This is a genomic window from Streptomyces sp. NPDC005752, assembly GCF_040630715.1.
Taxonomy (GTDB): Bacteria; Actinomycetota; Actinomycetes; order Streptomycetales; family Streptomycetaceae; genus Streptomyces.
In genome coordinates, this window is the sequence record NZ_JBEXYB010000006.1 from 109738 (window position 1) to 121677 (window position 11940).

Here is an 11940-nt window from a genome sequence, read left to right on the forward strand (position 1 = left end):
CACCGTCGGGGAATGTGCCTACTGCCGCACTCCGTACGGCTCCAGTAGCCTGCGCCCATGCGTGCGAATTCGCCGGTCACCATCGGACGTGACGAGGAGATCGGCCTCCTGAGCAGCGCCCTGGACGCCGCACGGCGGCGTTCGGGGCGCGCCGTGTTCCTCGCCGGTGAAGCGGGGATCGGCAAGTCCAGGCTGGTCGGCGAGTGCGCCGTCCGGGCCTACGGGCTCGGCATGCCGGTGCTGCGCGGGCGGGCGGGCTCCACCGGCCTGGTCGTTCCGTTCCGCCCCCTGATGGAGGCGCTCTCGTCCCACTTCCGGGCGGCCGGCACACCGACCGACCCGGAACTGGTGCCGTATCACCCGGCGTTGGCCAGACTGGTGCCGGAATGGCGGAGCGCGGCGTCCTCGGGGTACACGGAGACCGTGGTCGAACTGGCCGAGGCCCTGCTGCGCCTGCTGTCGGTCCTGGGCCGGGACACCGGCTGCGTGATGCTGCTCGAGGACCTGCACGACTGCGACACGGAGACCGTCGCGGTCGTCGAGTACGTCATCGACAACCTGGCGGACCTCCCGGTCCTGCTGCTGGGCACCCTGCGCCCCGAGCCGGGCACCGCCCTGGACCTCGTGCGCTCCGCCGAGCAGCGTCACACGGCGACCGTGGTGGAGCTGCGGCAACTCGACGACGCCCAGGTGCGGTCCCTGACCGGTGCCTGCCTGGAGACCCCGCCCGAGCGGATACCCACGGCTGTCCAGCAGCGGCTGGTCGAACGCGCCGCGGGCAACCCGTACCTGGTCGAGGTGCTCCTGGACGATCTGCTGGAGACGGGCAGGCTGCGGCGTACCGAGGACGGCTGGGAGGCCGCGGAGCAGCCGGGCCAGGCCCTGCCTTCGCGCATCCTCCGGAGCTGGTCCCTCCGGCTCGACCGGATGGACGAGCCGGTGCGGGACCTCCTGCTGACGGCGGCCACCCTGGGCAGCCAGTTCTCCGTGGCGGTGCTGCAGACCGTCACGGGCCTGGAGGACCGGGCCCTGTTCACCCATCTCAGATCCGCCGTCGAGACCGGGGTGATCGCCCCGCACGGGGCGGCGCCCGACCGCTACGCCTTCCGGCACACACTCACCGCGGAGGCGCTCGTCTCCTCCCTCGCGCCGGCGGAGCGGGCCGCACTCGCCCGGCGTGCCGCCGCGGCTGTCGAACGCTCCGGGGAGCCGCTCGACGAGGACCGGCGCCAGCTCGTGGCCTCTCTGGAGCTCGCGGCGGGCAACCGCGCGGGCGCGGCCCTCCAGTTCGCCGAAGCGGGGCGGCGGATGCTCGCCTCGGGCTCGCACGGTTCGGCCGTGGTGCTGCTGGAGCGTTCCCGCTCCCTGGCCGACGAGAGCGACCTGGCCGCCGTCACCGAGTCCCTGGCGGTGGCACGGGCCGAAGGCGGCGACCTGGACGGCGCACTCGTGCTCGCCGACTCCCTGCCCCCCGTCCCCGCCCGCTCCGAGGCGGCCGAGCTGCGGGGGGACACCCACATCAAGATCGCCTGGGTGGCGGTCATGGCGGAGCGGGCCGCCGACACGGCACGTCAGATCGACCTGGCGAAGCGGCTGTTCGGCCCGTCACCGTCCCCGGCGCGACGCGCGTCACTCGCGGTCGTCGACGGCCACCTCTCGCTGCTCCCCGGTGGGGAGCGGCGGGAGACGGCGGCGGCCGAACGGGCCGCCCGCTCGGCCGCGGAGACAGCCGAGGCGCAGGGGCTCCCGGTCGTGGCCTGCCAGGCCTGGCAGTTACTGGCGCTGCTGTCGCGGGAGAGGGGTTTCGACGCCGCCGACGCGTGCCTGGAGCGGATGCTCGCGCTGTCGACCGAGCACTCCCTGCCGCTGTGGCGGGTCGAGGCGCTGGTACGCCTGGGGGTGAACGGCTTCATGCGGACCGGTGACGCGTCCCGTCTGCACTCCGCACGGGGGGCGGCCGCGGCGCTCGGTTCACTTCTGCTGGCCCAGACGGTCGACGGGCTCCTCGCGATGAACGCGGTGATGTGCGCCCGGTGGGACGAGGCGGAGGAGATCACCGGACGGTCGGTGGAGGCCAGTGCCAGGACCGGCAATCACGGTGCCCACCGGTACCTGCTGCTGGCCAGGGCCGCGACGGCGGCGCACCGCGGCCGCCGCCGGGAGACGGAACGGTCCCTCGCGGCGTTCCGCAGGGCCGGGGGCGACGAGTCCGCGCTGGTGCCCCTGCGACTGGGGTTCTGCGGCGCCATCGGCGCGCTCCTGGAGGAGGACCGCGTACGGGCCCTGGCCGAACTGGACGCCGCGCTGGTCTGGGAACGCGACCACCCGAGCTACTACTACCTGAGCGGCCGCTACGGACTGCGCCCGCTGCTGCGGGTGCTGGAGGGTGAGGCGACGCGCGGCGAGTACGAGGTGGCGGCGGGGACGCCCGGGGCCGCCCTGGCCTGGAACGGGCAGTTCCTGGAGTTGGCCGAGGCGGTGCTGCTCGGCCGGGAGGGGGACCCCGCGGGCGCCGCCCGGCGGATGACCGCCTTCCACGCCCGGTCCTCGGCCTTTCCGGTGGCCCGGCACCTGGGTCTGCGGCTGGTCGCCGACGCGGCGTTCGCCGACCGCTGGGGCGAGCCGGTCGTGTGGCTGCGCACCGCGGAGGAGTTCTTCCACGGCGCCGGGGTGCAGCCCGCGGCGGCGGCGTGCCGGGCCGCCCTGCGACAGGCCGGGGTGAGTGTCACCCAGCACCGCGGCGGCCGGGACCGGATTCCCTCGCCCCTGCGGACGAACGGGGTGACCCCCCGCGAGTACGAGGTGTTCGTGCTGCTGGCGGAGCGGCCGGGAAACCAGCAGATAGCCCAGCGGCTGTCCATCTCGCCCCGCACGGTGGAGAAGCACCTGGCCAGTCTGCTCAGCAAGACGGGCCGGGCGAACCGCACGGCCCTGTGCGAGTTCGCCGCGGAGTGCGTCGTCGACCAGCCCTGAGCACCTGGGCGGCCCCTCACGGAGGTTCGACGGGGGCGGGGCCTCCCCACGGGGCGCGGGCACGGGGCGCGGGCGCAGGGCGCCCCGGTACGGGTGGCAGGCCTCCCGGATACGGGGTGCCGACCCTGCGGGTGGGGGAACGTACCGCCGGCATGGGGGACTTCGGCGGCGGAGGTCGGGCACGGGCCGCGGAAGATGCGGGTCGCGTACCGATGTGCCCCCTCGGGCGTCGCGGCAGGATCGGCCGGAGCACGGCAGCTTGTCACCCCTCCCCCGACCAGGAGGCCCGCTGATGACCCGAACCTCCACCGGACCCGGCACCCCGGCCACGGTGTACTTCTCACTGCTCGGGCCGCTCTCGGCGGTGATCGACGGCAGGCCGCTGCCGCTCGGACCGCGCAAGCAGCGGCTGGTGCTGGCCACTCTGCTGTCCCGGCCCAACACCCCCGTACCGGTCGACGTGCTGACCGACGTGGTGTGGCCGGAGGGGCCGCCCCGGACCGCGCGCAAGAACCTGCAGGTCTATGTCAGCGCCGCCCGGGCGCTGTTCGGGTCCGTGGACGGCGACGGCCGGGGCCGGGTGGTGCACGACTGCGGCGGCTACCGGCTGCGGGTGGAGGAGGGCGAGCTCGACACCCTGCGCTTCCGGACACTGGCCCGTGCGGGCCGGACGGCCGGGGAGCGCGGGGACCTGCGTACCGCCGCCCGGCTGCTGCGGGAGGCACTGGACCTGTGGGGAGAGCGCCCGCCCCTGCACGACCTGCGGGACTCGGCGGGGGTGGCCGAGGAGGCCGAACGGCTGGAGGCCCGCTGCCTCGCGGTCTACGAGGACTGGGCCGAGGCCGAGATCGAGACCGGCCGGGCGGGCGTGGCCCTGGACGGCCTGCCGGACCTGGTGGAGCGGCACCCGTTCCGGGAGCGGCTCCGGGCCGCGTGGATGAACTCCCTGCACCAGACAGGGCGGCAGGCGGAGGCACTGGCGGTGTACGACGACTACCGGCAGCTGCTGGCCAGGGAGCTCGGTCTGGAGCCCAGCCCGGCGATGGCGGCTCTCTACCGGGCGATGCTCGGCGAGGGCCGGGCCTCCCGGCCGCTCGCTCCCCGCAACGCCGCATGCGGTGTGTCGCTCCCCGCGGACAGCCGGCACTTCACCGGCCGGGACGGCGAACTGGGGCGGCTGCTCGACGTGTCGGGCGCCCCGGACGGAGCCGTGCTGATCGTCTCCGGTCCCGCCGGGGTGGGGAAGTCGGCGCTGGCCGTCCGGGCGGCCCATCTGCTCGCCGACCGGTTCCCCGACGGGCGGGTTCACGTCCGGGCACGGCGGGAGGACGGGACGGCCCGCAGCCGCAACGACATGCTGGACGAGCTGGGACGGCTGTGCGACGTGGGCGGGCCGGGCCGGCCGGATCCGGCGCAGGCCGAGAACGTCTGGCAGGACTGGCTGTCGCGGCACCGGGCGCTGATCGTGCTGGACGACGTGGCGGACGAGGCGTCGGTGCGCGGGCTGCTGCCCCGGTCCGGACGGTGTTCGGTGGTTCTCACCGCCCGCGGTCAGCTGGCCGGGCTGGAGGCCGCACACCGGGAGGCGCTGGCCGCGCCGGAGGACGACGAGGCGCTGGAGCTGCTGGCGACGCTGATCGGCGAGGCGCGGCTGCGGACGGACCCGCCGGCGGCGCTGCGCATCGTGCGGGCCTGCGGGGCCCTGCCGTTGGCGGTGGCGGTGAGCGGGATGCGGCTGGCGGTGCTGCGGCACCTCCCGCTGGCGGAGTACGCGGACCGGCTCGACGACCCGGCCGCCGCCCTGGACGAGCTGGTCGCCGGAGACGTGTCCGTACGCTCCCGTCTCGCCGCGGGCTGGCGGGACCTGAACACCCGCGACCGGGGGGTCCTCGCACGGCTCGCGGGGCTCGGACGGGACGGCGGATTCACGCTGGATCGGGCGATGGCGGTGCTGGAGCGCGACGAGCGGGGCACGATCCGCGCGGTGGAGGCGCTCATCGACAGCGGTGCGGTGACCTCCCCCACCGGTGAGGTCACCGCGCACGCGGCGCTGTACGAGGTGCCGCGGCTGCTCTGTCTGTACGCCCGCGAGAGCCTGCGCCCCGTCGAGGACCCCGGTGCTCCCGGGGGCGGCCGGGAGCCGGTGCGTCTTCTCGGGGGCGGCGCGCCGCGGCTCCTCAGCCGAGAGTGAGCAGGTCCAGCAGGCCGGGGGGTTCCTCCCCGGCCGCGTCGCCGCCCGTCGCGTCCCGGCCCTCCGACAGGAAGTGCAGGGCCAGCAGCAGTCCCGCCGCCCCGGTGGCGAGGTCGGCGGAGAAGCGCCGCAGTGTCGCGCCCGGGACGAGCAGCCGGTCCTCGTCGGCGACGAGGTGCCAGGTGAGGTTGCGTACGGAGGCCAGGACGTCGGGTGCCGTCCGGATGCCGGGGGTGAGCTGGGCGGCGGCCGCGGCGAGGCCCGCGCGTCCGGTGAACAGCCCCGGCTCACGGACGAACTCGGTGACACAGCCCTTGCGTACGCCGGGGATCAGGCCGGCCGGCGAGTCCTCTCCGTACCGGGCCGTGTAGGCCTGGTACGCCAGCGCGACACCCGAGCTGCCCTGGTCCAGGTAGAGCAGATGGCGCCGGCCGTCCTTCACCTGGAGCGTGCCTCCGGGCAGGGTGACGAGGTGGGCGGCGTCGCGGGCCAGGGCGGTGCGGGCGGCCTCGCGCAGCCACGCCTCGCCGGTCAGCGCGTGCAGTTCCATGTGCAGGAGGGCGGCGCCGCTGAGTCCGCACAGCAGCCCCGCCGATTCCGGGAGGCTCACACCGTCCACCGGTTCGCCCCGCACCAGACGGTCCAGGTCGCGTGCCGCGCCGACGGCGGTGCCGACGAGCCGGTCGTCCGGGGACGGGCCGCTCGTACGTGCCATGCGCAGGGCCGCCAGCCCGGTTCCGGCGAGGCCGGTGAGCACATCCGCCGAACGGGCCGGTGGTGCCTGGGACCCGGCCCGCTCCCACAGCTCCCGTCCCTGGTCGGTGCGGCCCAGGAGCGAGAGGACCAGAGCCGTGCCCGGAAGTCCGTCGAACAGGCCGCCCGCCCGGGCGGGGTCACCGCGGAGCGCGGCCTCGGCGAGCCAGTCGGTCCACTCCTCCGGGACGGGGGCGCCCACCCGGTGCAGGGCGTACAGGACGCCGGCCGCGCCGTGCGCGAGGCCGGTCCCGCCGGTGGCGAAGAGCCGGGGGTCGCCCGGGAAGAGCCGGTCGGTCCGTCCGGGAGTGGCCCCGGCGTGGATGCCGGCCAGCAGCCGGGTGCGGAGCTCCGCCCAGTCGGGTGCGGCTCCCTCGAACAGTGCGGAGACCTCCGCCTCGCGCCGCTCCGAGGCGGCGGCGTCCCGGAGGAGCACGGGCCGTCGCGGCCCCGCGTGGGCGGGAAGGCCGTACCGCCGGCGGGCCCAGCGTTCCAGGGTGAGGGCCTTCGCGCGCTCGTGCCCGGCCATCTCCATGAGCGGCATCAGCATGTTGAGCCAGGTCGCCCAGAGCGCGTAGGCGTCGGCCTCCTCACCGCGGGTGCCGGGGGGCGCCTGGAGACCCGGTGCTCCGGCCAGGGGGACGTCCTGGTCGTCCAGCGCGGTGGCGTACTCGAAGTCGACGAGGGCGACCCGCCCGTCGGGACGGACGATGACGTTGGAGGGGTGCAGGTCGCCGAAGCGCAGACCGCGCCCGTGGATCGCGTCGAGTGCCCGGGAGAGTTCCGCCACCACCAGGTCGGTCCACGCGGTGTAGGCGGCGAGTTCGGACGCCGAGCCCGTCCCCCGGACGAGCGCGAAGCGGGCGACGATCTCCTCCAGCAGCGTGTTGCCCTCGATGTGCTCCTCGATCAGGAAGTGGTGCTCCCAGACGGTTCGTACCCCGTACACCTCCGGTACGCAGTCGAGTCCGGCCAGCGCGGTCAGTGCCCGGTGTTCGCGGTGCAGACGGGTGACGGCGTCATCGCCCGCGCCGTCGAGCCCGCAGTGCGGACGCGCCTCGCGCAGCACCACCCGCCGTCCCGTCTCCCGGTGCCTGGCCAGGTAGATCCCGCCGGCGTTCGAGAACTGGAGGGCCTCGGTGACGGCGTAGGGGAAGCCGTCGTCACGGGCCGCGGCACGTGCCGCGAGGTGGGGCCGCAGCGCTGCGGGGACCTCGACCCACTCGGGCAGCCGGAAGACCACACCGCGCTCGTCCGGCACCAGCCTGCCGGACGGGTCGCGCAGGGCGAGCACCCGCCGGCCCTCGGCGTCCTGGCACCACCGGGGGACGTAGGCGCCGTAGCGGGTGTAGACCGGGGCGTCGCCGATCCGCAGGTCGCTGAGGACGTAGGGGCCGTTGCGCCCCGCCAGTGCGTGGGACAGTTCGTCGGCCAGCGTCAGGAACACGGTCTCGTCGGGCGGGTAGACCGCGATGAACTTGCCCGCGCCGCTGCGGTTCATGTGCTTGTCCGCCATCAGCAGCAGTGCCTTCTCGCTGCGCAGGAACTTGAACGGCACGCCGTGGCGGAGGCAGATGCGGGCGGTGTCCCGCAGGGTGGCCTCGGCCTCGTCGGGGACCGTGGACACGTGGATCTTCCAGCCCTGTTCGGCCGGTTCGCGGTGCTCGGGCACCAGCGAGGTCCACAGCCCCACGGCCTGCCGCCGCCAGCCCGCGGGAGGCTCGGCGCTGTCGAGCCGGTACCGGGTCTCCTGGTCCGGCAGCCGGTCCGGGACGTCGAAGTACCTACGGTCGGCGAGGCAGTAGAGCTGGGTTTCCTGGATGGCTGGCACGCTCGGCTCTCTCCTGTCGCGGCCCGCCGGGAGTGCGGGCGGTGGCGGTGTGTTGCGGGTGTCCGGTCCGCGGATCAGTCACCCGGGGCGGCGTGGTGCGCCTTGGCAGGTGTCGGGCCGGGTGCTGGTGGTGTCACGGGTTCCGCCGCCGGCTGCGGGCCCGCCACCTTCCGTGCCGAGGGCGCGAGGGTGACGACGAGGGCGGACACGGCGAGCACGCAGCCGGTCAGGGAGAAGGCCCAGCGGGCGCCGAAGGCGGTCAGCAGCGCGCCGCCGGCCAGCGGTCCGAACGGCTGGACGATGGAGGAGAGGAAGCTCGCTCCGCTCTGCACCCGGCCCACCCGGTCCTCGGGGGTGACGATGAGGAGCGTCGAGAGGAAGCCGATGCTGGCGATCGTCGACAGGCACATGCAGAGCGCGCACATGGCTCCGGCCACCAGCGGGTCGGTGAGCCAGGCCATCGTCGCGGCGGCCGCCACGCAGCTCCAGCAGGTGGCGAGGATCAGCGGCCGGGCGTACCGGTCGGGGCTGATCCGGGGTGCGATCAGTGCTCCGGCCAGCGCCCCCGCGGAGACGCAGGTGATGACGAATCCGCCGCCGATGCCGGAGCGGCCCCCTTCGGAGAACACCGAGAGGGCGGTGAAGGTCATCGCCCCGAACGCGAAGTTCATGCCCAGGCCGAAGACGAGAAGGACCGTACGCAGATAGGGGATCCGCCACAGGAACGTCAGTCCCGCGGTGAGTTCGCGTCTGCTGAGCACCGGGCCCGCGGTGGCCGCGGCCCGGGAGCGGGTCCGCACGAGAGCCACGCAGAGGGTCGACAGGAGCAGGCCAAGGGCCTCGGCGGCGAAGGGGAGAGCCGGGTGGATGCCGAACAGCGCGCCCCCGACGAGCGGTCCGACCAGACGCGCCGTCTGGGTGCGCGCCTGGAGCCGGGCGGTGGCGGTGCCCATCTGGCCGGGAGGGACGACGGCACGCATCAGGCCGAAGACGGCCGGCCCGTAGACGCTGCTGAGCACGGCGCCCGCGGCGGCGACCAGCAGGACGAGTGGCATCGGGGCGTGCCCGAACCAGACGGCCACGGTGAGGGAGGTGACGACGATCAGACTCCCGACGTCGCAGAGCCTCATCAGGCGACGGCGTTCGACGCGGTCCGCCACGACGCCGCCGGGCAGCATCGTGATCAGCACGGCTCCCACGGACACCGTCCCGACCGCTCCGGCCTGCACCGCGGAGCCGGTCTCCTTGAGCACCAGCAGGGGGAGGGCGAGTGCGCTCATCTGCCCGCCCAGAACGGCGAAGAGGCCGCTCATCCAGAGCAGCCGGAAATCCCGGTTCCCGCGCAGCGGTGTGGTCATCGATAGCTCCCGGTGGTCGTCGGGTCGTAAGGGATGGCGCGGACCGGGGCCGGACACGTCCTGCGCCGCGAGGGCCGGAGCCCGTCGCGTGGGGCGGGCCGCACACAGCCGAGGGGCGGTCTCCGTCGCAACGGAGCCGCCCCGGTTCCTCCGGCCGGCCGGGCGCCACGCAGGGAGGTGTCAGCCTCGGTCCTCCGTGGCGCCGGCCTGGTTCATCCGGTCAGTTGGCGTTCTCGACCACGCTGACCAGGCTGACGCAGTTGCCCGGCGCCACGACCTTGTCGATGGCCGTCTCCTGGAGGTCCAGCACGGAGTGCGCCTCGACCTCGGGGGTCTCGTTGGTGTCGTCGGCGGCGGGCTTGGTGTTCTCGGACATGGTGGTCTCCGTCCACTCGTGACTGCACTGGTTCCGGAACCCTGAGGTGCCGGGTCTCCGGTGGGGCCGGCTGTTGCCTGCCGTTGCCGAGAAAGTTAGGAGGCGCCGCCTGGCGAACGCTTCGACGGCGGTATGGCGCCGGTATCGGGCCAGTTCACCGCGGCTCCACCCGCCGCGGCCCAGGCTCCGTCACGTGGCGGGAACCCTTCTGGGCTGGGCACATACCGCTTCCGAAGCATCCGTGGACCGTCGTCGAACCGCCACGTCACAACCTGGGGGTCTTCCGCGCACGCCGGTGGGTCCACAGGAAACAGCCCTTCGGCGGGCGCGCTCCCGGCCCCCAGAAGGAGGCGGCCCCGCATGGAACTCGGCGAACTCGTCGGACGGCGGCCGTTCCCCGCCGCCGGCCTGCTGCTCGGCCTCACCCGGCGCTGCCCCCTGAGCTGTTCCCACTGCTCGACCGGTTCGTCCCTGACGACGCGGGAGGAGCCCGACGCGAACCAACTCGTCCGCTTCGTCGGGTCGTTCACCGAGGAGAACCGCCCCGACGTGGTGATGCTGACCGGCGGTGAACCGCTGCTGATGCCCGGGCTCGTCGGGGAGCTGAGCGCCCGCGCCCGCGCCGCCGGATCGCGTACGGCGCTGCTCAGCGGCATGTTCTTCGCCCGTTCCGGGCGCATTCCGCCGCCCGTCCTGCGGGCGATCGAGGGCGTGGACCACTTCTCCGCCAGTCTCGACGCCCCGCACGAACGGGAGATCCCCCGGGCCGACGTGTTCCGTGCGGTGCACCGGGTCCGGGAGGCGGGCGTCGCGGTGAGTTTCCATCTCACCGGCACGGGCGCGGACGACCCCTATCTCGCGGACATCACCCGTGCCGTCGACGAGGAGTTCGGCGGCCAGGTGCCCTCGCTCGTCAACGAGGTCCGCCCGTTCGGCCGGGCGGCCTCCTGGGCCGCGCCCGCCCGGAGCGGCCCCGGAGCGGGCGAGGTGTCCCCGTGCGCCATGGCCGCCTGGCCGGTGGTCGCCTTCGACGGGGCGGTGCTCGCCTGCTGCAACCAGGACACCGTGGACCTGAGGCCGGCTCCCTCCCATCTGTACCTCGGGCACATCGCCACCGACGACTGGGCCACCGTCCGCCGACGGGCCCTGGAGTCGCCGGTCCTGCGCATGGTCCGTACGGTCGGACCCGCGCACCTGGCCGCGCGCTCCGGCGTCCCCCCGCGCGGCGCCTCCTACTGCGACGGGTGCCGGGCCCTGGGGTCCGACAGCGGCGTCGCCGACGAGGCCCGTTCGGTGGCGGCGGGGGCCGTCGGGGCCCTGCTGGACCTGACCGCGGCACACCGCGGGGCGGCGGAGGGCCCGGTGGGCGTCGTACGGCACCACGGCTGCGCCGCGTACGCGCCCCTCGTCGTGGCCCGCGTTCCCGCCGGGGACGGTTCCCGGTGAGCGCCGCCGGGCCCAGTCCCTCGGCACGGCTGAGAGTCACCCTGCGGCTGCTGGACGCGGAACTGCTGGGCGCCATGGAGTACATGTGGCGCGCCGAGGAACTGCTGCCGCGCTACCTGCGCTATCTGTGCACCATGCACGCCGTGGTGCGGGCCTCCGTCCCGCTGATGGAACGCGCCGTCGAACGGGCCACGCTGCTGGACGCCGGCGGCGACCCGCTGGCCGGCCCGCTGGCGGCGTACCTGCGCGAGCACATCCAGGAGGAGCGGAACCACGACACCTGGCTGCTGGAGGACATCCGGGCGGCGGGCTCGCTGCCCGGCGACGCGCTCGGCCCGATGCCCTCGCCGCTCGTCGCCGCCCTCGCCGGCGCCCAGTACTACTGGATCGAGCACCACCACCCGGTGGCCCTGCTCGGCTACATCGCGGTGCTGGAGGGTTACGCGCCCGCCCCGGACCTGACCTCACGCATCGCGGACACGACAGGTCTGCCGAACGCCGCCCTGCGGACGGTGCAGGAGCACGCGGCGCTGGACACGGGGCACCTGGACGAGCTGTACGCGCTGCTGGACCGGCTGCCGCTGACCCGTGGCCGGCAGTCCGACGTGACGGTCAGCGCCATGCACTCCCTCGACGCGCTCACCCGGCTGTTCGTCCGGCTCGGGCGCCCCGCTGCGGCACCGCTGCCGCGGGGAGCCGGACCTTCCTCACCGACGGGAGTCACCCCATGACCCGACCATCCGAAGGCAACGGCACCCCCCGCGCACCGGGAGGCGCTGAACAGCCGGAGCTGCCCGCCGCGTTGTACGAGGCCGGCCTGCCGGTGGACATGCTCACCGACGAACAGCGCCTCGTGCTCAGCGAGCTCACGCAGGAGGAGCTCACCGTGCTGCTCGACATCAAGAGCCGGCTGGACGCGGTGGAACCCGAGGTCCAGGCGCACGGCGAGATCGCCGGCGGCGCCCTGTTCTGAGCCGCTTCCCCGCGTCCGCCCGCCCCAGGGCTCCGCGCG

Annotated in this window: 8 protein-coding genes; 5 read left to right on the forward strand and 3 right to left on the reverse strand. The window is 74.6% G+C overall.

Annotated features, from left to right (window positions below; genetic code table 11):
* The first annotated feature begins 57 nt into the window (after window positions 1–57).
* A complete protein-coding gene (locus tag ABZ441_RS07415) occupies window positions 58–2973 on the forward strand; it encodes an AAA family ATPase (RefSeq protein ID WP_358969401.1) in 2916 nt (971 codons plus the stop codon).
* 292 nt (window positions 2974–3265) lie between these two features.
* Entirely contained in the window at window positions 3266–5164 is a 1899-nt protein-coding gene (locus ABZ441_RS07420; RefSeq protein ID WP_358969403.1) for a BTAD domain-containing putative transcriptional regulator, read from the forward strand.
* Here ABZ441_RS07420 and lanKC read toward each other — a convergent pair.
* The 3 genes from lanKC to ABZ441_RS07435 form a co-directional block, all read right to left on the reverse strand.
* Window positions 5151–7748, reverse strand: coding sequence for a class III lanthionine synthetase LanKC (lanKC, locus tag ABZ441_RS07425; RefSeq protein ID WP_358969405.1), 2598 nt, complete (start codon window positions 7746–7748; stop codon window positions 5151–5153). The two genes, ABZ441_RS07420 and lanKC, sit on opposite strands and share 14 nt — an antisense overlap.
* Before the next feature lie 74 nt (window positions 7749–7822).
* Complete coding sequence (locus ABZ441_RS07430) at window positions 7823–9106, reverse strand: MFS transporter (RefSeq protein WP_358969407.1); 1284 nt, start codon at window positions 9104–9106, stop codon at window positions 7823–7825.
* Window positions 9107–9326: 220 nt separating this feature from the next.
* Window positions 9327–9482, reverse strand: a complete 156-nt coding sequence (locus ABZ441_RS07435) for a hypothetical protein (protein WP_205020238.1) — start codon at window positions 9480–9482, stop codon at window positions 9327–9329.
* Window positions 9483–9842: 360 nt separating this feature from the next.
* Here ABZ441_RS07435 and ABZ441_RS07440 point away from each other — a divergent pair, with 360 nt between their 5' ends.
* From ABZ441_RS07440 to ABZ441_RS07450, 3 genes are read left to right on the forward strand one after another with little or no spacing between them, the layout of a single operon-like run.
* Window positions 9843–10928 (forward strand): radical SAM protein, encoded by a 1086-nt coding sequence (locus tag ABZ441_RS07440; protein ID WP_358969410.1) that lies wholly within the window; start codon window positions 9843–9845, stop codon window positions 10926–10928.
* Window positions 10925–11659 (forward strand): iron-containing redox enzyme family protein, encoded by a 735-nt coding sequence (locus tag ABZ441_RS07445; RefSeq protein ID WP_358969412.1) that lies wholly within the window; start codon window positions 10925–10927, stop codon window positions 11657–11659. The genes ABZ441_RS07440 and ABZ441_RS07445 overlap by 4 nt, the downstream gene beginning before the upstream one ends.
* Window positions 11656–11901 carry an aroma-sacti cluster domain-containing protein gene (locus ABZ441_RS07450; RefSeq protein ID WP_358969414.1) on the forward strand — a complete coding sequence of 82 codons (246 nt, stop codon included), beginning with the start codon at window positions 11656–11658 and terminating at the stop codon, window positions 11899–11901. Before ABZ441_RS07445 ends, ABZ441_RS07450 begins: the two co-directional genes overlap by 4 nt.
* Window positions 11902–11940: the final 39 nt, after the last annotated feature.

Coding starts and splice junctions, on each gene's coding strand:
- ABZ441_RS07440 (WP_358969410.1), top strand. CDS start 9,843: ATGGAACTCGGCGAACTCGTCGGACGGCGGCCGTTCCCCGCCGCCGGC.
- ABZ441_RS07415 (WP_358969401.1), top strand. CDS start 58: ATGCGTGCGAATTCGCCGGTCACCATCGGACGTGACGAGGAGATCGGC.
- ABZ441_RS07435 (WP_205020238.1), bottom strand. CDS start 9,482: ATGTCCGAGAACACCAAGCCCGCCGCCGACGACACCAACGAGACCCCC.
- ABZ441_RS07420 (WP_358969403.1), top strand. CDS start 3,266: ATGACCCGAACCTCCACCGGACCCGGCACCCCGGCCACGGTGTACTTC.
- ABZ441_RS07430 (WP_358969407.1), bottom strand. CDS start 9,106: ATGACCACACCGCTGCGCGGGAACCGGGATTTCCGGCTGCTCTGGATG.
- ABZ441_RS07450 (WP_358969414.1), top strand. CDS start 11,656: ATGACCCGACCATCCGAAGGCAACGGCACCCCCCGCGCACCGGGAGGC.